Here is a 25,654-nt window from a genome sequence, read left to right on the forward strand (position 1 = left end):
GTTGATCCCGGTCTGCTCCGCTAGGCGGCGTGAGCGACCGTCTTTTGTGTCTCCGGGGGGCGACTATGGCCACTTTTACGCTGACGACTGGTGCCGACAATTTTCCGGGTGTTGAAGACAACTCCGGCTCCGATCTGATCTACGGCTTGGCCGGCAAGGACACGATCGACGGCGGTGAAGCCAACGACACCATCTTCGGCGACGACGCGGGCGACCTGATCTATGGCGGCGCCGGCGACGACAGCCTCTTCGGCGACAGCTCCAGCGACACGGTCGTCGCCAGCGGCAACGACACGATCTACGGCCAGGACGGCGATGACACGCTGTTCGGCGGCGTGCTGAACGATTTCCTGTTCGGCGACGAGGACGACGACCTGATTGCCGGCGGCGGCGGCAAGGACAAGCTCGACGGCGGCGACGGGAACGACTTCCTGTTCGGCGGCAACGGCGACGACAAGCTGGCCGGCGGTGCCGGCGCCGACACGCTGTGGGGCGGTGAGGACGACGACACCATCGAAGGCAATGGTGGCGCGGACTACGCGTTCGGCGGCAACGGCGACGACAGCATCGAAGGCAACGGCGGCGACGACACGATCTTCGGCTGGTTCGGCGAAGACACGGTCATCGGCGCCCAGGGCGACGACACGATCTTCGGCGGCTTCAATGCCGACTCGATCGTCGGCGGCAACGGTGAGGACTTCCTCTTCGGCGGCAACGGCGACGACACCATCGAGGGCGGCGAAGGCAACGACGTCATCGACGGCGACTGGGAGATCGGCAGCTACTACTACGGCACCTATGGCGGCGACGACTCGCTGGACGGCGGCACCGGCAACGACACCATCTTCGGCGGCAACGGCGACGACTCCATCACGGGTGGGGAAGGCGACGACAGCCTGATGGGCGATTCCTGGTCCGACTATTATTACGGCGGCAACGGGATCGACGACGGCAGCGACACCATCCTCGGCGGCAACGGCAACGACTACGCCTGGGGCGGCAACGGCGACGACTCGATCATCGGCGGCAACGGCGACGACTCGCTGGAGGGCGGCGAGGATTACGACACCGTCCTCGGCGGCGAAGGCAACGACTCGATTGAGGGCAACGACGGCGAAGACTCGCTGATCGGCGGCAATGGCAACGACTCGCTGTGGGGCGGCTACAGCGACGACTCGCTGCTGGGTGGCAACGGCAACGACGTCGCGATGGGCTATGACGGCGACGACTCGATCGTCGGCGGCAACGGCGATGACAGCATCTTCGGCGGCGAGGACTACGACACGCTCTCTGGTGGCAACGGCAACGACACCATCGGCGGCGGCGAAGACGAGGACATCATCTACGGCGGCAACGGCGACGACTCGCTGTTCGGTGGCTACGCCCACTACAACTACGACGAAGACGGCGACGAGGATGGCGACACCATCTTCGGCGACGAGGGCAAGGATCGCCTCTTCGGCACCGAGGATCGCGACTACCTGTCGGGCGGCACCGGTAACGACACGATCGAGACCGGCCACGGCTACGGCGGCTACATGTACGGCGACTCGATCTGGACCGGCGCCGGCGCCGACGAGATCCGCGGCTACAGCGCCGAAGACCTGGGCGAAGACAGCGTGTTCGACTTCACCTCGGGCAAGAGCCCGTCGCAGTCGGACTACATCGTGGTCGAGGGGGACTACCGCGACCTGGACGGCGACACGATGTCGGGTGCGGTGGTGTTCAACGACACCGTCACGGCGATCTACCTCTACAACAACGGCAACCCGGTCGAAGGCCAGATCGACGCGGACTTCGACAGCGGCACCGGCCAGACGACCATCTGGATCATCGACAATGACGACATCGCGCCCGATGCGCCGGTGATCACGTCCTTCTCGGACAACACCGGCGACACGGTCGACAACGTCACCACCGACCAGACGCTCTACATCTACGGCGAGGCCGAGCCCGACAGCACCGTCACCATCTTCAAGGATGGCAAGGAGGTCGGCCAGGCGACGGTGGACGGCGACGGCGAATTCGTCTTCGACTTCACCGGCACGTCGCTGGCCTATGGGATCCACGGCTTCACGGCCACCTCCACCGACCAGGCCTCCAACGAGTCGGACCCGTCGGATCCCTTCCCGATCATCATCCAGGGCAGCAACACCTCGACCAACAACCCGGATGTGCTGGTCGGCGGGCCCGGCATCAACAACATCGACGGCAAGAACGGCAACGACCAGATCTTCGGTCTCGCCGCCAACGACACGCTGAAGGGCGGCAACGGTAACGACCTCGTCTATGGCGGGACCGAGAACGACGCCCTCTACGGCGGCAACGACAACGACTCGCTCTACGGCGAGGCCGGCAACGACACCGTCTACGGCGAGAACGGCAACGATCTCGGCGTCGGTGGCGACGGCAACGACCGCCTCGAAGGCGGCGCGGGTGCCGACACGCTGGATGGCGGCACGGGCGCCGACACGATCATCGGCGGGGCTGGCGACGACAAGATGAAGGGCGGCACGGGTGCCGACCGTCTCTATGGCGAGGCCGGGTCCGACTATATCGACCTGGGCGACGCAGACACCGCGACCGGCGATGCCGGGAACGGCGACACGTCGCACGACAGCGTCTACGGCACCGTCGCCTTCCTCAGCGGCGACACGCTGGCCGGCTTCAACACCGGCAACTCGAAGGACGACGACTCCGACGTGGTGGTGATCACCGGCCTGCAGTCCAAGAACAACAAGCTGCTGGCCAACATCGAGCTGCTCGACGGTGTGCTCTCGCTCACCAAGGTCGGCGGCACCGACATCACCTTCCTCGACGAGGACGGCAATGCGCTCAGCGGCCATACCGACACCATGCTGGGTGCCGACAACTCGGTCCTGATCTACATCATCTGATCGGGGCAACCCGACCCGCGGGGCTCCGTCCCGCAAGGCAGACCTGGGGGCGGCCGCAAGGCCGCCCCTTCTCTTTTGCCGCGCTGCGTTCATCCGGCCGGCGCCCTTCCAGCCGGGGGCGAGCCCGTCCGATGCGGCGGCGTTCCGCCTCGACCCATATGCTGGGGATGGTCCGGGATTCCCGTGGCAGGGCTAGTGGGCAACGCAAATACTGCGGTGCTCGCAATCGTTGCGCGGCGGCCACGCCTGCGAACAGAAACCAATAACGCGTTGACTTTGCCCGCAGAGTTGCGTTGATTGACGTTGAGAATCTGCGCGGGCGGAGGGGGTCCGAATCCGTACGCGCGCACCGGGTGGCTCGGACACGCCCGGTTGTCGCACTCCAAGGGGGCTTTCGATGGCGAATCTTGTACTCACCAATTTCGCTGACACATTTCCGTCGGGCGCGGGCGACAACAGCGGCGCGGACGGGGTTGAAGGCGCGGCAGGCAACGATCTGCTTTACGGCGGCCTTGCGGACGATTTCCTGGCAGGTAATGCCGGCATCGACACCATCTACGGCCAGGAAGGCGCCGACATTCTGTTCGGCAACTTCGATGGCGACATCGTCTATGGCGGTCAGGGCGATGACACGATCCACGGCGACGGCGTCTATGGCGCGCAGATCGTTCCGCCGACCCTCCAGGGCGACACCGTAGAGGGCTCGGGCAACGACTATCTCGACGGCGGCACGCAGGACGACTCCATTCTCGGCGGCGCCGGCAACGACACGATCCGTGGCGGCGCCGATGACGACACGATCAATGGCGAAGCCGGCGACGATCTCGTCTATGGCGACGACGGCAACGACAGCATCATCGGCGGCACGGCCGACAACGCCGACACGATCTATGCTGGCGCCGGCGACGACACGGTCAATATCGACGGCAGCGACAATTCCTATGTCGATGGCGGAGTCGGCGCCGACAGCCTGGTGGGCGGCACGGGCCGCGACACCATCCTGGGCGGCACCGGCGGTGATGCGATCGACGGCGACGACGAGGCCGACTCGATCGACGGCGGCTCCGACAACGACACCATCACGGGCGGCGCCGACGACGACACCATCCTGGGTGGCCAGGGCGCGGACACGATCAACGCCGGCGGCGGCGACGACTCGGTCCTCGCGGGCGCCGACAACGACAGCGTCTATGGCGACATCGGCGAAGACACGATCGACGGCGGCACCGGCGACGACGTGATCGAGGGCTTCGATGGGGCCGACTCGATCTCCGGCGACATCGGCAACGACTCGATCGACGCCGGCACCGATGCCGACACCGTGTTCGGTGGCCAGGGCGACGACACGATCGAGGGCGGCGCGGGCGCCGACGTCGTCAGCGGCGGCGATGGCTCTGACTTCCTGACCGACAACGGCGGCGACAACGACACCATGGATGGTGGCGAGGGCGACGACGAAGTCCAGGCGGGCGCCGGCGGCGACAGCGTCATGGGCGGCAACGGCAACGACACTCTCGGTGCCGGCGATGGCGCCGACATTATCGATGCAGGCGCCGGCGACGACTCGATCCGCCCCGATGCCGGCGGCGCGATCGCGGTCGACGTGATCACGCTCGGCACGGGCAGCGACACGGTCTATGGCGTCTACAACAACCTCGACCTCGACGGCGACACGATCACGGACTTCAACACGAGCTTCGTCGACAAGGACGTCGACCTGATCGTCGTTGAGGGCTTCAACCTCGCCGGCGATACCATCGTCGCCGCGCTGACCGACAAGCTCGACATCGACCTCGACGGCACCGCCGACATGACGGTGACCGGCACGGGCGGCAAGGGCTGGTTCTGGCGCTACACCGACGACAGCGCCGGCAACACGAACATCGACCTGATCCAGGCGATCTTCACCGAGCAGTCCGACACGGTGAACCTGTCGGCCTACGACCTGTCCGAGATCGGCAACGCCTCCAGCGCGCTGGGCGGCGACGACCTCGTCACCCTGAAGGGCGGCGACGCCCTGCTGGTGCCGGACTCGACGCTGGACGACACCTTCTCGGGTGGCGACGGCAAGGACACGATCTTCGGCAGCGAGAATGCCGAGTCGATCAACGGTGACCAGGGCAACGACCTGGTCTATGGCGGCAACGGCAAGGACGAGCTGGTCGGCGCCGGCGGCAACGACGTTCTCTATGGCGGCGACCAGGAAGACACGCTCGACGGCGGCGCGCTGAACGACAGCCTCTATGGCGGCGAGCAGCAGGACTCCATCGTCGGCGGCGGCGGCAACGACTTCCTGATGGGCGAAGGCTCGAACGACGAGATCTTCGGCAATGCCGGTGACGACACGGCCGAAGGCGGCGAAGGCGACGACCTGATCGAAGGTCTCGACGGCGCCGACTCGCTGTCCGGCGGGGAAGGCGACGACACGGTCGAGGGCGGCGTCGACAACGACACCATCGCTGGCGGCAACGGCAACGACTCGATCGAGGGCGACGACGGCCGCGATCTGATCACCGGCGGCCAGGGCAACGACACGGTCGACGGCGGCTCCGAGGACGACAACATCGACGGCGGCGACGGTCGCGACGAGATCGTCGGCGGCACGGGTGCCGACACGCTCTTCGGCGGCAACGACCAGGATACGATCCAGGGCGGTGACGACAACGACAGCATCTTCGGCGGCAACGGCAACGACTCGCTCCTGGGCGAGCTCGGCAACGACACGATCGATGCCGGCGATGGTCAGGACACGGTCATCGGCCTGGACGGCAACGATAGCCTGCTCGGCGGCGAGGGTGGCGACACCATCGACGGCGGCGTCGGCACCGACACCCTCCAGGGCGGCAATGGCGACGACACGGTCTTCGGCAACGACGATGCCGACTCCGTCATGGGCAACGAGGGCAACGACAGCCTGCTCGGCGGCGGGGCTCGCGACACGGTCGATGGCGGCAACGGCAACGACACGCTGTTCGGCAACGACGACCTCGACCTGCTGATCGGCGGTACCGGCAACGACATCGCCTACGGCGGCACGGAGCAGGACTCGATCCTCGGCGGCCAGGGCGAAGACACCCTGTTCGGCGATGCGGGTGCCGACACGATCCGCGCCGGCGACGGCCCGGACTCGATCATCGGCGGTGCCGATGGCGACCTGATGTTCGGCGACAAGGGTGCCGACACCTTCTATGGCACCCTCAACGACCTGACGAACGACACGATCCAGACCTTCACGGTCGACGAGGATCGGATCGTCGTCGATGGCGACATCCAGTTCCTGGTTGCCGGCACGATCGTGGCCAGCGCCGATACGAATGTCGGCGTCCTCGACCTCGACACGGTCAATGTCGGCGGTGAGATCTACTTCACCAACCCGAACCTGATCGGTGAGGACGTTACCGCCATCTACGACACCGGCACCGGGCAGACGATCATCCGCATGGTCGGCGACGGCGTGTTCACGCCGAACAACGACAGCGTGAAGCTCGAGGACGTCGACCCGCTCGTCGACAACCGGATCGACGCCCAGGAAGGCAACGACACGGTCGTCCTCTCCAGCTTCGCGGAGCTGGCGGAAGCCACGTTCACCGGCGGCGCTGGCAATGACAGCATCATCGGCAGCGTGTTCGACGACTACATCCTCGGCGACAGCAGCCTCTTCGGTTACGGCGACACGCTGGTCGGCAACAACACGCCGGGCGGCGACACCATCGCGGCCGGTGACGGCAGCGACACCGTGCTGGGCGAGGACGGCAGCGACTACCTGAGCGGCAATGCCGGGTTCGACAGCCTGGTGGGCGGCAACGGTGCCGATACCGTCTTCGGTGGCGGCGATGCCGACGGCATCTATGGCGGTCAGGGCAGCGATGCGCTGAGCGGCGATGCCGGCGACGACTACATCGACGGCGGTGCCGACAACGACCTGATCGCCGGTGGCGACGGCAACGACTCGCTCGACGGTGACGCCGGCAACGACGCCATCGATGGCGGCGAAGGCAACGACACCATCGACGGCTGGGAAGGCAGCGATCTCGCCTTCGGCGGCAACGGCAACGACAGCATCCTGGGCTGGATCGGCGACGACACGCTGATCGGCGAAGGCGGCGACGACACCGTCGACGGCGAGGACGGCTCCGACCAGCTCTATGGCAGCTCCGGCCTCGACTATGTGACCGGCGGCAACGGTGCCGACACCCTGTTCGGTGGTGGCGACAACGACACGCTGAGCGGCAATGCCGACGACGACAGCGTTTCCGGCGATGCCGGCGACGACATCGTCTACGGCGGCGGCGGCAACGACACGGCCGATGGTGGCGACGGCAGCGACAGCGTCTTCGGCGACGAAGGCAATGACAGCCTGCTCGGCGGCATCGGCGACGACACGGTCCTCGGCGGCAACGGCAACGACTTCATCGATGTCGGCCCCGGCGACGACAGCGCGCTCGGCGGCAACGGCAACGACACCATCGACGGTGGCGGGCCGGGGTCGGATGACACGCTGCTCGGCGAAGCCGGTGCGGACTCGATCGTGGGCGGCGACGGCCAGGACTCGATCCTCGGCGGCAACGGCAACGACACGCTGGACGGCGACGAAGGCAACGACACGGTCTATGGCGGCCAGGGTGCCGACGTGGTCCGCGGCGGCGCCGGCGACGACGTGCTCGGCCGGTTCGACGGGCAGGATGAAGACGGTGCCGACACCTTCGACGGTGGTGGCGGTAACGACTCCATCTATGTCGGCCCCGGCGCGGACTCGGTGAACCCCGGCGATGGCGACGACACCATCTTCGGCACGGTCACCGAACTCGCGAACGACACGATCTACGGGTTCGACCCCGCGTCCGACGTCATCATCATCGAGCAGAGCGGTGACCTCACCGCGTCCCTGACCCAGGGTGTGAACGGTTCTCTGGTCCTGCCCACGGGCGGGTTCCCGACCCTGAAGCTCCCCGGCGTCATCGGCGCGGCGACCGGGACCTACGACTCGGTCAACAACCGGATGATCGTCACGATCACCGGTTCGTTCGAGCCGCCCCGCCGCCCCGCCCCGCCGGCCCCGGATGGGTTCGTGACGATCACGAACTTCACCGACGACACCGGCACCATCGGCGATGGCGTGACCACCGACACGACGCCGACGATCTTCGGCCTGGGTACGCCGAACTCGACGGTCAACATCATCCGCAACGGCCTGACCATCGCGACCAACATCCCGGTCGATGGCGCGGGTGCGTGGAGCTACACCAACGCGACGGTGCTGAGCTCCGGGTTCTACACCTTCGAGGTGACGGGCTCGGAAGGCGGCTCCGACACGCTGGGTCTGACCATCGGTGCGGACGAGCCCCCGCCGACGGGTGCGACGGAAGGTCCGGACGTGCTGACCGGCACGGAAGGTGACGACACCATCAGCGGCCTCGGTGGCAACGACACCATCTACGGCCTGGGTGGCGACGACATCCTCAACGGCAACGGCGGCGATGACCTGATCTACGGCGGCGCCGGCGAAGACACGCTGAACGGCGAAGATGGCAACGACGCCATCTACGGCGGCAGCGAGAATGACCTGATCAACGGTGGCAACGATCAGGACATGCTCTTCGGCGAGGACGGGAACGACACCATCAGCGGCGGCGCGGGCAACGACTCCCTCTCCGGCGGCAATGGCGCGGACCTGCTCAACGGCGATGCCGGTGACGACTACATCGACGGTGGCGAGGGCAACGACCTGATCAATGGTGGATCGGGCAACGACCTCATCACCGCCATGGACGGCAACGACACCGTCCACGGCGACGCCGGCGACGACCACGTCATGGGCAACAAGGGCAACGACAGCGTCTTCGGTGGCGACGGCAACGACACCGTCCGCGGCGGTCAGGACAACGACTCCGTGTTCGGCGAGGACGGCAACGACTGGGTGACGGGCGAGATCGGCGACGACCAGGTCTTCGGTGGTCTCGGGTCCGACATCGTCCTCGGCGGCCAGGGCAACGACTCCCTGGACGGCGGCGACGGCGACGACTTCCTGCTCGGCCAGATCGGCAACGACACCATGACCGGCGGTGCCGGGTTCGACGACTTCGTCTTCGAACAGAACAAGGTCGGTCATGACCTGATCACCGACTTCGTCCAGGGTGTCGACGACCTGTCCTTCGACATCGATAACGGCACCTTCAACGGCGTCGCCTTCGATACGCTGTCGGAGATCCTGGCCATCAGCACCGACGTCGACACCAACAACGACTCGGTGATGGATGCGATGAAGATCTCGTTCAGCAACGACACGTCGATCACGGTGAAGAACATCACCACCAGCTCGGTGCTCTTCTCCGACTTCCTGCTCTACTAGGCCCGAGCCGGCCGGCGCCCCCGCCAGGGGACGCCGGCCAGGCGCCGGTCCGAACGGCAAAAGGCCAGCGGGCAACCGCTGGCCTTTTCCGTGTCCGGCTCGAAGTCGCCGCTCGAAGGTCCGAAATTGGACGCCCCGCCGGCGGCAGCCGGCGGGGCGTGGGACCGCCACCCGACGCAGTCGGCTGCGCCAAGCGGCGAAGGGGAAATCCTGGGGGTGGCTACAAGGCTTCGCTGCCCGTCTCGCCGGTGCGGATGCGCACGGCGTGGGCAATGTCGAGGATGAAGATCTTGCCGTCGCCGATGCGGCCGGTGTTGGCGGCCTTCTGGATCGCGTCCACGACCGGCAGGGCCAGGTCGTCGTCGACCGCCACCTCGATCTTCACCTTGGGCACGAAGCTCACGGCATATTCGGCGCCGCGATAGATCTCGGTCTGGCCCTTCTGCCGACCGAAGCCGCGGACCTCGCCGACGGTCAGGCCCTGGACGCCAAGCGCGGTCAGCGCCTCGCGTACATCATCGAGCTTGAAGGGTTTGATGATGGCCATCACCAGCTTCATGGGTCGTTCCTCAGTACCTCGGGGCTCCTGCCCAAGAAATATACAAGAACCGTGCCGCGGCGGCCGGGCCGGCCTGCGATGTCGCGCCGGCAAACCCTGCCTGGACAGGCGCGCCCCGGCGATGGATGTTCGCCCCATGACACGCGCGCACCCTGTCGCCCGGCCCCAGCGGGTGGAGACGATCGTCGTCGGCGGCGGCCTCGTCGGCCTGACGCTGGCGGCGGCCCTGGCACAGGCGGGGATGGACGTGCTGGTGGTCGACCGAGAGCCGCCGGCAACGGCCCTGGCGCCGGCCTTCGACGGCCGCGCCTCGGCCATCGCCTACGGCTCTCGGCGCGTCCTGGAAGGGATCGGCCTGTGGCCGCTGGTGGCGGACGATGCCGCGCCGATCGCCGGAATCCGCGTCGTCGATGCCGGTTCCCCGCTCTTCCTGCACTACGACCATCGCGCGGTGGGCGACCAGCCGCTGGGCCACATCGTCGAGAACCGGGTCCTGCGGCACGCCCTCCATCGCCTGGCCGCCACCCTGCCGACGTTGCGCCATCTCGCGCCCCGGCAGGTGGTGTCGATCGACCGCGACGCCAACGGCGCCACGGTGACGCTGGATGACGGCCAGGCCTGGCGCGGCAACCTGCTGGTCGCGGCCGACGGCCGGCAGTCCGCGGTGCGGGCCGCCGCCGGCATCGGCGTGCGCACACACCCCTATCCACAGACCGCGATCGTGACGACGGCCGTGCACGAGGCGCCGCACCGCGATGTCGCGATCGAACATTTCCTGCCGGCCGGCCCCTTCGCCATCCTGCCGCTGACGCCGGCCGAGGGCGAGCCGCACCGCTCGTCGCTGGTCTGGACCGAGCGCTCGGTCGCGGCACCCGGCCTGCTGGCGCTGGACGAGCCGGCATTCACGGCCGAGCTGGCAGCCCGCTTCGGCGACCATTGGGGTGCCGTCCGGCCCAGCGGGCCGCGCTTTGCCTATCCACTTGCCCTGCAATGGGCCGACCGCATGGTGGCCGACCGGCTGGCCCTGGTGGGCGATGCGGCCCATGTCATCCACCCGATCGCCGGCCAGGGCCTGAACCTCGGCATCCGCGACGTGGCGGCCCTGGCCGAATGCCTGGTCGATGCCCGTCGCCTCGGCCTGGATGTCGGGCAGCCCGGGCCGCTTGCGCGCTATGCCGCCTGGCGCCGGCTGGACACGACGATGCTGGGCCTGGTGACGGACGGGTTGAACCGCCTCTTTTCCAACGACGTGGCGCCGTTGCGCGCGGCACGCCGGCTGGGCTTGGCCGCGGTCGACCGCATGGCGCCCCTGAAGCGCCTCTTCATGCAGCACGCCATGGGGACTACGGGCGACCTGCCGCGCCTGGCCCGCGGCCAGCCGCTGTAGCGGCTATTGCTGGTGCCTTGAACCGGGGCGCCGCCGCCTCTAATAACTGCAGCATGGAACCATCGGCGGCAGCGGCCCTGCCTTTCCTCAAGATGCACGGGCTCGGCAACGACTTCGTCGTCATCGACGCGCGGCCCGGCGGCATCGTCGTCGACGGGCCGCGCGCGCGCGCCATCGCCGACCGCCGCACCGGCATCGGCTGCGACCAGCTCATCGTCATCGAGCCGGCGGTCAGCAGCCTGGCCGACGCCTTCATGCGCATCCGCAACCCCGACGGCAGCGAGGCCGAGGCCTGCGGCAATGCCACCCGATGCATCGCCAGCCTCCTGATGGAGGAGCGCGGGCGCGGCCATGCGGTGGTGGAAACCGTGGCCGGCCTGCTGGACGCCGAGGCGACGGGCGACGGGCGCATCGCCGTCGACATGGGCCCGGCCCGCCTCGACTGGCGCGAGATCCCGCTGGCCCAGGCCTGCGACACGTTGCATGTGCCGCTGGCACTGGGGCCGGTCTCCGACCCGGTCGCGACCAACATGGGCAACCCGCACGCGACCTTCTTCGTGCCCGACGTGGCGGCGATCGCCGTCGCCGACATCGGCCCGGTGCTGGAGCGCAATCCGATCTTCCCCGAGCGCGCCAATATCGGCTTCGCCCAGATCCTGGCGCCGGGGCGGATCCGCCTGCGCATGTGGGAACGCAGCGCCGGCATAACGCGCGCCTGCGGGTCGGGTGCGTGCGCGGCCCTGGTGGCGGCCGCCCGCCGCGGCCTGGTCGACCGCCGGGCCGAGGTGATCCTCGACGGCGGCACGCTGGAGATCGAGTGGCTGCGCGACGGCCATGTGCTGATGACGGGGCCGGTCGCGACCGCCTTCAGCGGCACCATCCATCCCTCGCTGCTCGCGGCATGACGCCCGCTCGCAACACAGTCGACATCGTCACCTTCGGCTGCCGCCTCAACGCCTATGAATCGACGGTGATGCGGGCCAACGCCGCGGCGTCGGGCGTGTCGGACACGATCATCGTCAACACCTGCGCCGTCACCGCCGAGGCCGAGCGCCAGGCGCGCCAGACCGTGCGTCGCCTGCGCCGCGAGCGGCCGGGGGCACAGATCGTCGTCACCGGCTGTGCCGCCCAGATCGCGCCCGAGCGCTGGTCGGCGATGCCGGAGGTCGACCGCGTGCTGGGCAACGCCGACAAGCTGCTGCCCGATGCGTTTGCGCCCGGCGGCGCCAAGGTGGCGGTCGCCGACATCATGCAGGTGCGCGAGACGGCGGGCCACCTGGTCGAAGGGTTCGACGGCCGCGCGCGCGCCTTCGTCGAGGTGCAGCAGGGCTGCGACCATCGCTGCACCTTCTGCATCATCCCCTATGGCCGCGGCCCCAGCCGCTCGGTCGCCATCGGCGCCATCGTCGACCGCGTGCGGTCGCTGGTGGCGGCCGGCTACCGCGAGGTGGTGCTGACCGGCGTCGACCTGACGGCCTATGGCGCCGACCTGCCGGGCCGGCCCAGCCTGGGGCAGATGACGCGCCGGCTGCTGGCGCTCGTGCCGGACCTGCCGCGGCTGCGCCTGTCCTCGCTCGACCCGGCCGAGATGGACGAGGACATCTATCGCCTGCTGGCGGAGGAGCCGCGGCTGATGCCGCACCTGCATCTCAGCCTGCAGGCCGGCGACGACATGATCCTGAAGCGCATGAAGCGCCGCCATTCGCGCGCCGACGCCATCGGCGCGGCCGAGCGCGCGCGCCGCCTGCGGCCGGACCTGGTGCTGGGCGCCGACCTCATCGCCGGCTTCCCGACCGAGGACGAGGCGATGTTCGCCAACACGCTGGGCCATGTGGCCGAGGTCGGCCTCACCTGGCTGCATGTCTTTCCCTATTCGCCACGGCCCGGCACGCCCGCCGCCCGCATGCCCCAGGTGCCGGGGCCGGTGGTGCGCGAGCGCGCCCGCCTGCTGCGAGAGGCCGGGGCGGCTGCCGCCGGCGCCTACCTGGCGACCCGCGTCGGCACCGCCGCCAGCGTCCTGGTGGAAGCCGAGGGCCGCGGCCACGATGCCCATTTCGCGCCGGTCGCGATCGTTGGCGCGGCGGGGCTGGATGGCCGCGTCGTCGCCTGTCGCATTACCGCCGCCCAGGACGACCGCCTGCTCGCCGTCGCCGCCTGACGCACGCCCGCGCATTCCAGAATGACCGACACCGAAACCCCCGAAAAGCGGGGCTGGTTCCGCCGCCTCAAGGATGGCCTGGCCCGCACCTCGTCGCGGATCGCCGAGGGCATCGGCGCCATCTTCACCAAGCGCAAGCTCGACGACGCGACGCTGGAGGAGCTGGAGACGCTGCTCATTCAGGCCGACCTCGGCGTCGAGACGGCAGAGCAGCTCGTCGCCGGCCTGCGCCGCGAGCGCTTCGGCCAGGAGGTCTCGGCCGAGGAGGTGCGCGAGCACCTGGCGCGCGAGATCGCCAAGATCCTGGCGCCCGTCGCCCGGCCGCTGGTGCCCGCCAGCCGCCCCCACGTCGTGCTGGTGGTGGGCGTCAACGGCAGCGGCAAGACGACCACCATCGGCAAGCTGGCCAAGAACTGGCGGGCCGAGGGCAAGCGCGTCATCATCGCCGCCGGTGACACCTTCCGCGCGGCCGCCGTCGAGCAGCTCCAGGTCTGGGGCGAACGCGCCGGGGTGCCGGTCGTCTCGGGCGCCCCGGGGGCCGATGCCGCCGGGCTCGCCTTCGATGCGCTGACCAAGGCGCGTACCGACGGCGCCGACATCCTCATCATCGACACGGCCGGGCGCCTGCAGAACAAGGCCGGGCTGATGGAAGAGCTGCGCAAGGTCGTGCGCGTGCTGAAGAAGCTCGATCCGGCCGCCCCGCACGACTGCGTGCTGGTGCTGGATGCCACGGTCGGCCAGAACGCCCACCAGCAGGTGGAGATATTCGGCGACATGATCGGCGTCACCGGCCTGGCGATGACCAAGCTGGACGGCACCGCCAAGGGCGGCGTCGTGGTGGCGCTGGCCGAGCGGTTCGGCCTGCCGGTCTATGCCGTGGGGGTGGGCGAGGGGGCCGACGACCTGCGGTCGTTCGACGCCACCTCCTTCGCGCGCGGGCTGATGGGGCTGGAGGCGATGAAATGAAGGCGATCGTCGACTACGGGCCGCTCGCGGCCTTCCTCGTTGCCTATTATCTGGGCGGCATCATGGCGGCCACGGCGGCCGTGATGGTCGCCACCGTCATCGTCCTCATTCTCGCCTGGGTGGTCGAGAAGCGGCTGGCGACGATGCCGCTGGTGACCGGTGTCATCGTCATGGTCTTCGGCGGGCTGACGCTGCTGCTGGCCGACGAGACCTTCATCAAGATGAAGCCGACGCTGGTCTACCTCTTGTTCGCGCTGGTGCTGGTGGTGGGAAGCTGGCTCGGCCGCCACCCGCTGAAGCTGCTGATGGGCGGCTTCATCAACCTGACGCCGGCCGGCTGGCGTGGGCTGGGCTATCGCTGGGCTGCCTTCTTCCTGGCCATGGCCGCCCTCAACGAGGCGGTGTGGCGCACCCAGACGACCGAGCTGTGGGTGAATTTCAAGGTGTTCGGGCTGATCGCGCTGACCATCGCCTTCACGCTCACCCAGCTTCCCTACATGCGCCGCCACGCCGAGCCCGAGCCGACACCCGACGTGCCGACGCCCGACAAGGTGTAGGGCCTACCGATGGTCGCCCGCGTCGCCCTCGGGGTTGCGGCGCGGGATCGGCACCACCTCGCCGGCCGCCTCGCGGTGGTGATGCAGGGCCCAGCGGACGGATGGGAAGGCCAGCCGGTCCCACGGGATCTCGTCCCACCCGAATAGCGCCACCTCCAGGCTCTCGGGCCCGGCCGCGAAGACCGGCGCGTCGAGCCGGGCGCGGTAGATGAGCTGCACCTGGCTGATGCGCGGGATCTCGTAGACGGCCAGCAGCCCGTCGATGACGATGCGGGCCTGGGCCTCCTCCCACGCCTCGCGCATCGCCCCCTCGGCGGTGGTCTCGTTCAGCTCCATGTAGCCGGCCGGCAGGGTCCAGTAGTCGCGCCGGGGGTTGATCGCCCGCCGGCACAGCAGGAACCGGTCCCCCCAGGTGACGACCGACCCCACGACCAGCTTGGGGTTCTCGTAGTGGACGAAGCCGCAATCGCCGCAGACCAGCCGCTCCAGCGAATCGCCGTCCGGCACGCGCCGGGCGAAGCCGCGGAAGGGGTCCTCGTCGGCGCCGGCCATGGCGGTCGGCTCAGGCCCGCGCGCGGACGATGGCGCCGGTCGCCAGCCGGTCGGCGCGCTCATTCTCGGGGTGGCCGGCATGGCCGCGAACCCAGTGCCACGAGATGGCGTGGCGGCCGGCGGCGGCCTCCAGCCGCTGCCACAGGTCGACGTTCTTCACCGGCTTGCGGTCGGCCGTCTTCCACCCGTTGCGCTTCCAGCCATGGATCCACTTGGTGATGCCGTCGCGCAGGTAGGTGCTGTCGGTATGGATGCGCACGGTCATCGGCCGCGTCAGGGATTCCAGGCCGGCGATGGCGGCCATCATCTCCATCCGGTTGTTGGTGGTGATGGGCTCGCCGCCCGCCAACTCCTTCTCCGTCCCGCGCCAGCGCAGCACCACGCCCCAGCCGCCGGGGCCGGGATTGCCGCTGCAGGCACCGTCGGTGAACAGGTCCACGGCCTCGCCGGCTGTGCCGTCGCTCGTCGTCTCACCCAAGTCCATAGGCCCCCACATCGCGTACGCCCTGGTGGAAGCGCAGCTTGGAAAGATACTCCAGCGGGTCCTTCGGCTTCACGAAGGCGCCCGGCGGCTGGTTCAGCCAGTCATAGAGGCGGGTCAGCAGGAAACGCAGCGCGCTGCCCCGGGCCAGCACCGGCAGTGCGGCATATTCGGCCGCCGACAGGGGCCGGACGGCCTCGTAGCGGGTCAGCAGCAGGCGCGCCTTGGTCACGTTGAAGCTGCCGTCCGCTTCGAAGCACCAGGCGTTCAGGCAGATCGCGATGTCATAGGCGAAGGCGTCGTTGCAGGCGAAGTAGAAGTCGATGACGCCCGTCAGCTCCAGGTCGCGGAAGAAGACGTTGTCGGGGAACAGGTCGGCATGGATGACGCCGGCCGGCAGGTCCTGCGGCCAGTGCCGCTCGAGCCAGGCCAGCTCGGTCGCCAGTTCCTCGGCCAGGCCCGGCCGCACCTCGTGCGCGCGCTCGGCCGATGCCGCCAGCAGCCGCGGCCAGCCGCCGACCGACAGGTCGTTGGGCCGCCGGATGGCGAAACCCTCGCCCGCTTGGTGCAGGCGCGCCATGCCCTCGCCGACCCCCGCGCAATGCACGGCCAGGATGCGCCGCGGCCACAGCCCCTCCAGGAAGGTGACGATGGCCGCCGGGCGGCCGCAGAGCTGGCGCAGGGCCAGGCCGTCGCGCCCCTTCACCGGTGTCGGGCAGGCGAAGCCGCGCGCCGCCAGATGCTCCATCAGGCCCAGGAAGAAAGGCAGGTCGCCCGCGCGCACCCGCTTCTCGTAGAGCGTCAGGATGTAGCTGCCGCGCTCGGTCCGCAGCAGGAAGTTGGAATTCTCGACACCCTCGGCGATGCCCTTGAAGGCCGTCACGGCCCCCAGGTCGTATTCGGCGACGAAGGCTGCCAGCTCGTCGTCGGGAACGTCGGTATAGACGGCCAAACCGCCTCCGCTGGGGCTCGTGGATGCCAGGGGCACCCCCCGGGCGACCCTCGTGCTTGTACCGGCTCCGCCCGCTCGACTACATTCGCCGCCTCGGGGGCCGGGCGGCGGAACTTAGACCAAGGCCGTTCGCCTTGCAAAGCAACCGATGGGCGCAAAGCAACCGATGGGCCGGGCTGCCGCAGGCCGGCGCGACGACGGAAGTGACCGATGACCGACCCGGTGCCGGCGCAGCTCGCGCCCTACAACGTGAAGGTGCGGGCCGGCCGGAAGTATTTCTGGTGCGCCTGCGGACGGTCGCGGCAGCAGCCGTTCTGCGACGGCTCCCATGGCGGCACCGGCATCACCGCGATGCAGTGGACGGCCGCGGCCGATGGGGAAATCTGGTTTTGCGGCTGCAAGCGGACGGCGAACGCGCCGTTGTGCGACGGCAGCCACGAGAGGGCTTGATGGCGAATTCTACTGGCAATCTGCGTGCCCCGACCCTGCTGGCCCTGGCCGCGACCGGCCTCGTGCTGGCGGGCTGCGGCAGCCTCAATCCATTCGGCAAGTCCGAGACGCCGCCGGCCTGCCCCAGGGCGGTCGTCGTCAACGACCTGTCGCGGGTGACCGAGTACCGCCCCGGCGCCGGCCGCGACCTGTCCGACGTGGTCTACAGCGCCGGGATCGAGCGGGTCGATTCGACCTGCGAGTATGACCGCCGGCGCAAGGTGACGATGCAGACGACGGTGAACCTGGTGGTCGAGCGCGGCCCCGCCGATCGCGCCCGCCAGGCACAGGTCACCTATTTCGTCGCCGTGGCCGACGCCGCCAACCAGGTTCTGGCGCGTGAGACCTTCACCGTGCCGGTGAAGTTCGAGGGCAACGTCACCCGCATGCAGGCGAGCGAGGAGATCGAGCAGGTCATCCAGCTGGGCGGCGGCACGGGTGCCGGCCACAAGATCTTCGTCGGCTTCCCGCTGACCGAGGAGCAGCTCAACCAGAACCGCCGCCGCTGACGGCGGCCCGCGGGCCGCGGCCGCGGGAGACTGTTGTACTTTTGCCGCGCAGGGACTAGCCTCCGGGCCAGTCCGATAGACCCCCCGCGGGAGAGATCGGCGGGCCGCTTCGTTCTCTGGAACGGTGCGGCCATCGTCGGAGCCGAAGGCGCAACCGCCCCGGAAACGCTCAGGCAAACGGACCGCGAGGGGTAGGACGCTCTGGAAAGCGGACGGGCAACCGTCCCACCGACGAGGTAAGCCGCGTTGCGGTGAATCTTTCAGGTTCTCGGGACAGAGGGGGCGGCAACCGGTGCCCGATGGCGCCGGTTTTCAGCAACTGTCGGGTTCCGAGGCCGATGACCGAATCAGCTCTGAAGGAAACGCCGCTTCACGCCCTGCATGTCGCCCTTGGCGCACGCATGGTGGAGTTCGCGGGCTATGCGATGCCGGTCCAGTACCCGACCGGCATCCTGACCGAGCACCTGCACACGCGCGCCGGCGCCGGCCTGTTCGACGTGTCGCACATGGGCCAGATCCGCCTGTCCGGCGCCGATGTGGCGCAGCACCTGGAAACCCTGGTGCCGGGCGACATCAAGGGCCTGGCCCCCGGCCGTCAGCGCTACACGCTCTTGACCAACGACGCCGCCGGCATCCTGGACGACCTGATGGTCACCAACGCCGGCGACCATCTCTTCGTCGTCGTCAATGCCGGCTGCAAGCATGCGGACCTGGCCCATATCCAGGCGCATCTCGGCGGCAAGGTCGCCATCGAGGCGCAGTTCGACCGCGCCCTGCTGGCCCTCCAGGGCCCGCAGGCGGCCGCCGTCCTGCTGCGGCTGGCGCCCGAGGCCGGCAGTCTCGGCTTCATGGCCGGCCGCGAGATCGCCGTCGACGGCGTTCCCTGCTTCGTCACCCGTTCGGGCTACACCGGCGAGGACGGCTACGAGATCGCCATTCCGGCCGACCAAGCCGAGCGGATCGCCCGGCGCCTGCTGGCCGAGCCCGAGGTGAAGCCGATCGGCCTCGGCGCGCGGGATTCGCTGCGCCTGGAAGCCGGCCTCTGCCTGCACGGCCACGACATCGACGCCACCATCACGCCGATCGAGGCTGGCCTCAACTGGGTCATCGGCAAGCGCCGCCGGGCCGAGGGCGGCTATCCGGGTGCGGCCGTCGTGGCCGAGCAACTGGCCAACGGCCCGAAGCGCCGCCGCGTCGGCATCCTGCCCGAGGGGCGCCAGCCCGCGCGCGAAGGGACCCCGCTGACCGACGCCGCCGGCAACCCGGTCGGCACCATCACGTCGGGCGGCTTCGGCCCCAGCTTCGGCGGCCCGGTCGCCATGGGCTATGTCGATGCCGCCCATGCCGCCGACGGCACCGCCCTGCAGGCCGTCGTGCGCGGGCAGCCGCGCCCGGCCGCCGTCGCCCCGATGCCTTTCGTACCCCACCGCTACTACCGGCCATGAGGAGCACCATGAGCACGATCAAGTTCACCCAAGAGCATGAGTGGATCCGGGTCGAAGGCGACGTCGGCACCGTCGGCATCACCGATTTCGCCCAGAACCAGCTCGGCGACGTGGTGTTCGTGGAACTGCCGCCCGTGGGCCGGAAGGTGACGAAGGGCGGCGATGCCGCCGTCGTCGAGTCGGTGAAGGCCGCCAGCGAGGTCTATTCGCCGGTCACCGGCGAGGTGATCGAGATCAACCAGGCGATCGTCGACGAGCCGGCCAAGGTGAATGCCGACCCGCAGGGCGAGGCGTGGTTCTTCAAGGTCCGCCTGGCCGTGCCGGCCGAGCTGGACGCGATGATGGACGAGGCGGGCTACGCCGCCTTTGCCGAGGGGCAGCACTGACATGCGCTACCTGCCGCTGACCGAGGCGGATCGGCGCGACATGCTGGCCGCCATCGGCGCGCCATCGGTCGACGCGCTCTTCCGCGACGTGCCCGAGGTCGCGCGCCGCAAGGACGGGCTCGACCTGCCGCCGCACCAGGGCGAGCTGGAGGTCGAGCGCGCCCTGTCGGCGATGGCGGCCAAGAACGTCGCCGCCGGCTCCGTCCCCTTCTTCCTGGGCGGCGGCGCCTATCGCCACCACGTCCCGGCCGCGGTCGACCATCTGATCCAGCGCGGCGAGTTCCTCACCTCCTATACCCCCTACCAGCCGGAGGTGACCCAGGGGACGCTGCAATACCTCTTCGAGTTCCAGACCCAGGTGGCGCTGCTGACCGGGATGGATGTCGCCAACGCCTCGCTCTATGACGGCGCCACGGCGACGGCCGAGGCGGTGACGATGGCCAACCGCGTCACCGGCCGCCGCCGCTCGGTCCTGTCGGGCAGCCTGCACCCGCACTATCGCGAGGTGGTGGAGACGCTGGCCCGCTTCGTCGGCTTCCGCGTCGATTCGCAGCCCCTCGACCCGGCCGGGAGCGAGGACCTGGCCGCCCTGGTCGATGGCGAGACGTCCTGCGTCGTGGTCCAGAACCCGGATTTCTTCGGCCGGGTGCGCGACCTGCGGCCGCTGGCCGAGGCCTGCCACGCCAAGGGTGCGCTGCTGGTCGTCGTCGTGACAGAAATCGTGTCGCTGGGCGCGCTCACCTCGCCCGGCGAGATGGGGGCCGACATCGTCGCGGCCGAGGGGCAGTCGATCGGCAACGGCCTCAATTTCGGCGGCCCCTATGTCGGCCTGTTCGCCACCCGCGACCGCTTCGTGCGGCAGATGCCGGGCCGGCTGGTCGGCCAGACGGTCGACGCCGAGGGCCGCCGCGGTTGGGTGCTGACGCTGTCGACGCGCGAGCAGCATATCCGCCGCGAGAAGGCGACGAGCAACATCTGCACGAACTCCGGCCTGTGCACGCTGGCCTTCACCATCCACCTGTCGCTCCTGGGCGAGGCGGGGCTGACGCAGTTGGCGGCGATCAACCACGCCAAGGCCGCGAAGCTGGCCGACCGGCTGGCGGCGATCCCCGGCGTCACCGTCCTGAACGACACCTTCTTCAACGAGTTCACCGTGCGCCTGCCGCGGCCGGCGGCCGGCATCGTCGATGCCCTGGCGGCCCGCCCGATCATCGCCGGCGTGCCGGTATCGCGCTTCGCGTCCGGCCATGACGACCTGCTGGTCCTGGCCGTGACCGAGACGGTGACCGATGCCGACATGGACGCGCTGGTGACGGCGCTCGAGGAGAGCCTGCGATGAGCGATTGGAGCAAGGCCCTGTCCCGGTTCCAGGCCGCCGGGGCCGGAACCGACACGACCAGCGGCAACCGCGGCCTGCAGATCGAGGAGCCTTTGATCTTCGAGCAGGGCGCCGAGGGGCGCACGGGCGTCGACCTTCCGGCGCCGCCGGCCGCGGCCGACCGCCTGGGCGGGCTCGCGCGCAAGGGGGCGATCGGCCTGCCCGGCCTGTCCGAGCCGCAGGTGGTGCGCCACTACACGCGCCTCAGCCAGAAGAACTTCGCCATCGACAGCGGCCTCTACCCGCTGGGCTCCTGCACGATGAAGCACAATCCGCGACTGAACGAGCGGATGGCGCGCCTGCCGGGCTTTGGCGACCTGCACCCGTTGCAGCCGCAGGCGACGATCCAGGGCGCGCTGGAACTGATGGACCAGCTCGCCCACTGGCTGAAGACGCTGACCGGCATGCCGGCCGTCGCCCTGTCGCCGGCCGCCGGCGCCCATGGCGAGCTGTGCGGCATCATGACGATCCGTGCGGCGCTTGAGGCGCGCGGCGACATGCGCCAGCGCATCCTGGTGCCGGAATCCGCGCATGGCACCAACCCGGCGACGGCGGCGGCCTGCGGCTATGCCGTGGAATCGATCCCGGCCAATGCCCGCGGCCGCGTCGACCTGGAAGCGCTGAAGGCCAAGCTCGACAGCGGCGTCGCCGCCATCATGCTGACCAACCCCAACACCTGTGGCCTGTTCGAGAGCGAGATCGTCGAGATCGCCGAGGCAGTGCACAAGGCGGGCGCCTTCTTCTACTGCGACGGCGCCAACTTCAACGCCATCGTCGGGCGGGTGCGGCCGGCCGACCTCGGCATCGACTGCATGCACATCAACCTGCACAAGACCTTCTCCACGCCCCATGGCGGCGGCGGCCCGGGCTCCGGCCCGGTGGTGCTGGCCGAGTCGCTGGCGCCCTACGCCCCGCTGCCCTGGGTCGTGCATGGCCCGGACGGGTTCCGCCTGGTCGAGGAGGCGGATGCCGCTTCGGGCACGGCCGGCACGATCGGCCGGCTGAAGGGCTTCCACGGCCAGATGGGCATGTTCGTGCGCGCGCTCGCCTACATGATGAGCCATGGCGGCGACGGGCTGCGGCAGGTGGCCGAAGATGCGGTGCTGAACGCCAATTACCTGATGGCGGGGCTGGGCGACGTACTGACGGCGTCCTTCGAGGGGCCCTGCATGCACGAGGCGCTCTTCGACGACCGCTTCCTCAAGGACACCGGGGTGACCACGCTCGACTTCGCCAAGGCGATGATTGACGAGGGCTACCACCCGATGACCATGTACTTCCCGTTGGTCGTCCATGGCGCCCTGCTGATGGAGCCGACCGAAACGGAAAGCAAGGACAGCCTGGACCAGTTCATCGCCGTCATTCGCGCCCTCGCCGAGCGCACCCGCCAGCCGGGGGCTGCCGAGTGGTTCCACGAGGCGCCGCGCTACACCCCCCGCCGCCGCCTGGACGAGACCGCGGCCGCGCGCAAGCCGCAGCTCCGCTGGCGCCCGCCCGCGGTCACCCAGCAGGCGGCCGAATGATGCCCGGCCGGCCGGGCCGGGCCTCGGTCGCGGCAATCCTGGCTGCCATCCTGGCCGTCGCGGGCGCGTTGCCCGCGGCGGCCCAGGGCTTCCCCCAGCGCGTCTATCGCGACGCCCGGGTGAAGTCGGAATATCACCTCCAGATCGCGATCGACCAGGTCCGGGTGCCGTCGCCCACGCCCGGCCTTTGCATCGTCAACGGCAAGATCTCGCGCGTCTTCCGCGGCAATGTCGCGCTCGGCACGCCGATCGAGCTGGAGCTCGACTGCAAGAAGGAAAGCGACACCGTGCGCCCCGGCCAGACGCTGTGGACGGATGTCGACAAGCTGACGGCGGCCAAGCATATCGAGGCCTTCGTCAATCGTGGTCCCTACGGCTTCCAGCACTCGCTGTGGCAGTTCGTGATCATTGCCGAGCCGACCGAGAAGCCCACTTTCCTGCCGTGATCGGCCTGCCGTGATCGGCCTGCCGCGATTGGCCTGCCGCGATTGGCCTGCCGTGACCGGTGTGCTCTGATGCCGGGCCGCGTGCTGGCCCTGGTGCTGGCGCTCCTGGCCTGGGCGCTGCCGGCGGCGGCCGATGGGCTGATGCTGCCGCCCGACCGGCGCCAGGCGATCCTGCGCACGATCGACGATGCCTGCCCGGAATGCCGGCGCACCGGCTTCGTGCTGTGCGGCGGGCCGCGGGTCGGCAGCGGCCCGGCCTTCGCCACCGGCGCCTTGCAGGGCAGCCCCCGGCGCGGCTACCTCGTCGGCTTCACCATGAGCGGGGCGGAGTTCCGCAACATCGTCCGCGGCACCCAGATGACGCCCCTGTTGGCGGGCCTGGAGCGGCGCTTCGCCCGCGCCCGCCTGATCGTGCTGGAGGACGGCTTCGCCCGCGTGCGGGTGCTGGACCAGTCGCCCCTGGTGGCGGTCGCGGTGCCGCCGCCCCTGCATGCCTGCGTGGCCGACCCGGGCAAGCCCTGGGGCTGCTGTGCCGGCCCCGGCTGCGTGGCCGAATGCTGCGAGAAGCGCCTGGGCAGCCCCGCGATCAGGCTCGACTGGGTCGATGCCGAGACGCGCGAGGCGGTGCGCTTCGAATTCTCCCATGCCAGCGGCCAGTCGCGCCTGGTGCGCCAGGCGGGCAACCGGCGCACGACCTATTCGTGCGCCACCGACCGGCGCTACGGCCTGGACTGACCCTGCCGCCGCCTGGCCGCGCCGATGCGCCGGCCGGTGCCCTTGATCAGGCGACGCACCTGCCGGCCGAAACGGGCGGCGGGCGAGCGCGAGGCCTCCGGGTCCAGGCGCAGGCCCAGCCGCTCGATCCGGCCCTTGCCGGTCTCGCGCACGACCAGCTCGGCCACGCCCAGCGGCACCGCGTCGCCGGTGACCGGCATGCGGCCCAGCAGGCGCAGGACATAGGCCTCGGCGGTCTGGCCGCGAATCTCCACGCCCGCCGGCAGGCCGTAGAAATCGACGATGGCGCCGATGGTGGCCGCGGGGTCGATCGGGAAGTCGCCCAGCACCAGCCCGGCCTCCTTGTGGATCGGGCGGACGCGGGCGGCGAACATGCGGTCGAGCCGGTACAGCGTCTCGGTCCGGCCCAGCGCCAGCACCAGATCCTCGGGCGCCAGCGGCTCGCCGCTCTCCGGCCGCAGCACGCGGTCGTCGCGCAGCACGGTCACGACCGATGCCTCGGCCGGCAGGTGCAGCTCGGACGGCGTCATGCCGACGGCCGGGCTGCCGGCGGCGACGCGATAGCCGACCAGCTCGCGCGACTGGCGATGCAGCGGGTCGAGGTCGAGGCGGTCGTCGGAATGCGTCTCCGGCGGCACCTCCACCCCCGTCACCCGCGCGGCGATCGGCAGCGTCCAGCCCTGGAGGACCAGCGAGACGATGACGACGACGAAGGCGATCGAGAAGATCGCGTGCGCCTGGGGAATCTCGTGCAGCAGCGGGATGATGGCGAGATAGATCGGCACCGCGCCGCGCAGGCCGACCCAGGCGATGAACATCTTCTCGGCGGTCTGGAATCGGAAGAAGGAGAGGCTGATCCACACCGCCACCGGCCGCCCGACCAGCAGCAGCGCGAACGAGATGGCCAGCGCCGGCCAGATGTAGGGCAGCACCGTGGACGGCGTGACGAACAGCCCCAGCATGACGAAGAGCGCGATCTGGCTGAGCCAGCCCAGCGCGTCCGAGAAGCGCACGATGAGCTGGTTGCCGCGATGCCGCCGGTTGCCCAGCACATAGCCGACGAGGAAGACGGCCAGGAAGCCGCTGGCATGGACGACCAGCGTGGCCCCGAAGATGAAGACGGCACCGGCGATGGCCAGGATGGGATAGAGCCCGGCCGCCAGTTGCAGGCGGTTCACCAGCCATACCAGCGCGTGCCCGCCCAGCCAGCCGGCCAGCGCGCCGATCCCCATCTCCCAGGCGAAGCTGAGGATCGCGCCGGCGTCCGGCGAGGTCAGGTCGTTGTCGATCAGCGCGGTGGCGCCCAGGACCAGGAAGATCGCCATCGGGTCGTTGATGCCGGATTCGACCTCCAGCGTCGCTCCGACGCGCCGGTTGATGTCGAGCCCGCGCAGATGCATCAGCATGAAGACCGCCGCGGCATCGGTGGAGGCCACGACCGAGGCCACCAGGAACGCCTCGACCGGCGAGAAATCCATGGCATAGGAGACGGCGACGGCGGTGATCAGGGTCGTGATCACGACGCCGATCGTCGCCAGCGACACGGCCGGCGCGAAGGCCAGGCGCATGCTCTCGCGCGAGGTGCGCAGCCCGCCGTCGAAGAGGATGACCGCCAGCGCCACGCTGCCGAAGAAGTAGGCCGCGCGCGGGTCCGAGAACTGCACCTGGCCGGGCCCCTCGTCGCCCAGCAGCATGCCCAGGGCCAGAAACACCAGCAGGATCGGCGCGCCGAAGCGCGACGACAGGCGCCCCGCCAGGATGCTCAGCAGGATGATAAGCGCGCCGGCAAAGATGATCTGGTGAATAAGTTCCATGGGTCCCCGAAGCCGCTCTCTTGATGCTATCAGCTTGTGGCGAATCGACGGCAATCAGAGTGCGGGCAAGG

At 69.6% G+C, this 25,654-nt stretch carries 20 protein-coding genes and 2 riboswitches; of the genes, 15 read left to right on the forward strand and 5 right to left on the reverse strand.

Annotated elements, in window-relative coordinates; translation table 11 throughout:
- Positions 1–65: 65 nt before the first annotated feature.
- A complete protein-coding gene (locus STVA_RS26970) occupies positions 66–2,897 on the forward strand; it encodes a calcium-binding protein (protein WP_123690254.1) in 2,832 nt (943 codons plus the stop codon).
- Between the two features lie 397 nt (positions 2,898–3,294).
- Positions 3,295–9,246: a calcium-binding protein gene (locus STVA_RS28325; RefSeq protein ID WP_142235898.1), complete on the forward strand. Its 5,952-nt coding sequence runs from the start codon at positions 3,295–3,297 to the stop codon at positions 9,244–9,246.
- A 220-nt stretch (positions 9,247–9,466) separates the two neighbouring features.
- On the opposite strand, the gene STVA_RS26980 is transcribed toward STVA_RS28325, so the two are convergent.
- Positions 9,467–9,805 carry a P-II family nitrogen regulator gene (locus tag STVA_RS26980; protein ID WP_123690250.1) on the reverse strand — a complete coding sequence of 113 codons (339 nt, stop codon included), beginning with the start codon at positions 9,803–9,805 and terminating at the stop codon, positions 9,467–9,469.
- A 136-nt stretch (positions 9,806–9,941) separates the two neighbouring features.
- On the opposite strand from STVA_RS26980, the gene STVA_RS26985 reads away from it, so the two are divergent.
- Genes STVA_RS26985 through STVA_RS27005 form a run of 5 tightly spaced genes read left to right on the forward strand, consistent with a single transcriptional unit; the run spans position 9,942 to position 14,873 of the window.
- Entirely contained in the window at positions 9,942–11,192 is a 1,251-nt protein-coding gene (locus STVA_RS26985) for a UbiH/UbiF/VisC/COQ6 family ubiquinone biosynthesis hydroxylase (RefSeq protein WP_123690248.1), read from the forward strand.
- 53 nt (positions 11,193–11,245) lie between these two features.
- Complete coding sequence (dapF, locus tag STVA_RS26990) at positions 11,246–12,097, forward strand: diaminopimelate epimerase (RefSeq protein WP_123690246.1); 852 nt, start codon at positions 11,246–11,248, stop codon at positions 12,095–12,097.
- A complete protein-coding gene (gene mtaB / locus STVA_RS26995; protein ID WP_123690244.1) occupies positions 12,094–13,350 on the forward strand; it encodes a tRNA (N(6)-L-threonylcarbamoyladenosine(37)-C(2))-methylthiotransferase MtaB in 1,257 nt (418 codons plus the stop codon). The genes dapF and mtaB overlap by 4 nt, the downstream gene beginning before the upstream one ends.
- A 21-nt stretch (positions 13,351–13,371) precedes the next feature.
- The gene (gene ftsY, locus STVA_RS27000) at positions 13,372–14,316 is read left to right on the forward strand and encodes a signal recognition particle-docking protein FtsY (RefSeq protein WP_123690242.1); all 945 of its coding nucleotides are present in this window, start codon (positions 13,372–13,374) and stop codon (positions 14,314–14,316) included.
- Positions 14,313–14,873 carry a septation protein A gene (locus tag STVA_RS27005; RefSeq protein ID WP_123690240.1) on the forward strand — a complete coding sequence of 187 codons (561 nt, stop codon included), beginning with the start codon at positions 14,313–14,315 and terminating at the stop codon, positions 14,871–14,873. The genes ftsY and STVA_RS27005 overlap by 4 nt, the downstream gene beginning before the upstream one ends.
- Before the next feature lie 3 nt (positions 14,874–14,876).
- Here STVA_RS27005 and STVA_RS27010 read toward each other — a convergent pair whose 3' ends face one another.
- From STVA_RS27010 to STVA_RS27020, 3 genes are read right to left on the reverse strand one after another with little or no spacing between them, the layout of a single operon-like run.
- A complete protein-coding gene (locus tag STVA_RS27010) occupies positions 14,877–15,425 on the reverse strand; it encodes an NUDIX hydrolase (protein ID WP_123690238.1) in 549 nt (182 codons plus the stop codon).
- Positions 15,426–15,435: 10 nt separating this feature from the next.
- Positions 15,436–15,909 (reverse strand): ribonuclease HI, encoded by a 474-nt coding sequence (gene rnhA / locus STVA_RS27015; RefSeq protein ID WP_123690236.1) that lies wholly within the window; start codon positions 15,907–15,909, stop codon positions 15,436–15,438.
- Positions 15,896–16,858: a homoserine kinase gene (locus STVA_RS27020; RefSeq protein ID WP_123690234.1), complete on the reverse strand. Its 963-nt coding sequence runs from the start codon at positions 16,856–16,858 to the stop codon at positions 15,896–15,898. The genes rnhA and STVA_RS27020 overlap by 14 nt, the downstream gene beginning before the upstream one ends.
- A 210-nt stretch (positions 16,859–17,068) precedes the next feature.
- On the opposite strand from STVA_RS27020, the gene STVA_RS27025 reads away from it, so the two are divergent.
- The 8 genes from STVA_RS27025 (at position 17,069) to STVA_RS27060 (ending at position 23,769) form a co-directional block, all read left to right on the forward strand.
- Positions 17,069–17,308, forward strand: coding sequence for a CDGSH iron-sulfur domain-containing protein (locus STVA_RS27025; RefSeq protein ID WP_123690233.1), 240 nt, complete (start codon positions 17,069–17,071; stop codon positions 17,306–17,308).
- Entirely contained in the window at positions 17,308–17,856 is a 549-nt protein-coding gene (locus tag STVA_RS27030) for a hypothetical protein (protein ID WP_123690231.1), read from the forward strand. The genes STVA_RS27025 and STVA_RS27030 overlap by 1 nt, the downstream gene beginning before the upstream one ends.
- Before the next feature lie 77 nt (positions 17,857–17,933).
- Positions 17,934–18,051, forward strand: a riboswitch (glycine riboswitch).
- Positions 18,052–18,143, forward strand: a riboswitch (glycine riboswitch).
- A 51-nt stretch (positions 18,144–18,194) separates the two neighbouring features.
- On the forward strand, positions 18,195–19,301 hold the full coding sequence (gene gcvT, locus STVA_RS27035; RefSeq protein ID WP_123690229.1) for a glycine cleavage system aminomethyltransferase GcvT: 1,107 nt from the start codon (positions 18,195–18,197) through the stop codon (positions 19,299–19,301).
- Between the two features lie 8 nt (positions 19,302–19,309).
- Positions 19,310–19,687 carry a glycine cleavage system protein GcvH gene (gcvH, locus tag STVA_RS27040; protein WP_123690227.1) on the forward strand — a complete coding sequence of 126 codons (378 nt, stop codon included), beginning with the start codon at positions 19,310–19,312 and terminating at the stop codon, positions 19,685–19,687.
- A 1-nt stretch (position 19,688) separates the two neighbouring features.
- Positions 19,689–21,026, forward strand: coding sequence for an aminomethyl-transferring glycine dehydrogenase subunit GcvPA (gene gcvPA, locus STVA_RS27045; protein WP_123690225.1), 1,338 nt, complete (start codon positions 19,689–19,691; stop codon positions 21,024–21,026).
- A complete protein-coding gene (gcvPB, locus tag STVA_RS27050) occupies positions 21,023–22,588 on the forward strand; it encodes an aminomethyl-transferring glycine dehydrogenase subunit GcvPB (RefSeq protein ID WP_123690223.1) in 1,566 nt (521 codons plus the stop codon). The genes gcvPA and gcvPB overlap by 4 nt, the downstream gene beginning before the upstream one ends.
- Positions 22,585–23,034, forward strand: coding sequence for a hypothetical protein (locus tag STVA_RS27055; RefSeq protein WP_123690221.1), 450 nt, complete (start codon positions 22,585–22,587; stop codon positions 23,032–23,034). The genes gcvPB and STVA_RS27055 overlap by 4 nt, the downstream gene beginning before the upstream one ends.
- A 69-nt stretch (positions 23,035–23,103) precedes the next feature.
- Complete coding sequence (locus tag STVA_RS27060) at positions 23,104–23,769, forward strand: hypothetical protein (RefSeq protein ID WP_123690219.1); 666 nt, start codon at positions 23,104–23,106, stop codon at positions 23,767–23,769.
- Here STVA_RS27060 and STVA_RS27065 read toward each other — a convergent pair.
- Positions 23,754–25,583: a potassium/proton antiporter gene (locus STVA_RS27065; protein WP_123690217.1), complete on the reverse strand. Its 1,830-nt coding sequence runs from the start codon at positions 25,581–25,583 to the stop codon at positions 23,754–23,756. The two genes, STVA_RS27060 and STVA_RS27065, sit on opposite strands and share 16 nt — an antisense overlap.
- Positions 25,584–25,654: the final 71 nt, after the last annotated feature.

Origin of the sequence: Stella humosa (assembly GCF_006738645.1) — a bacterium.
Taxonomy (GTDB): Bacteria; Pseudomonadota; Alphaproteobacteria; order ATCC43930; family Allostellaceae; genus Allostella; species Allostella humosa.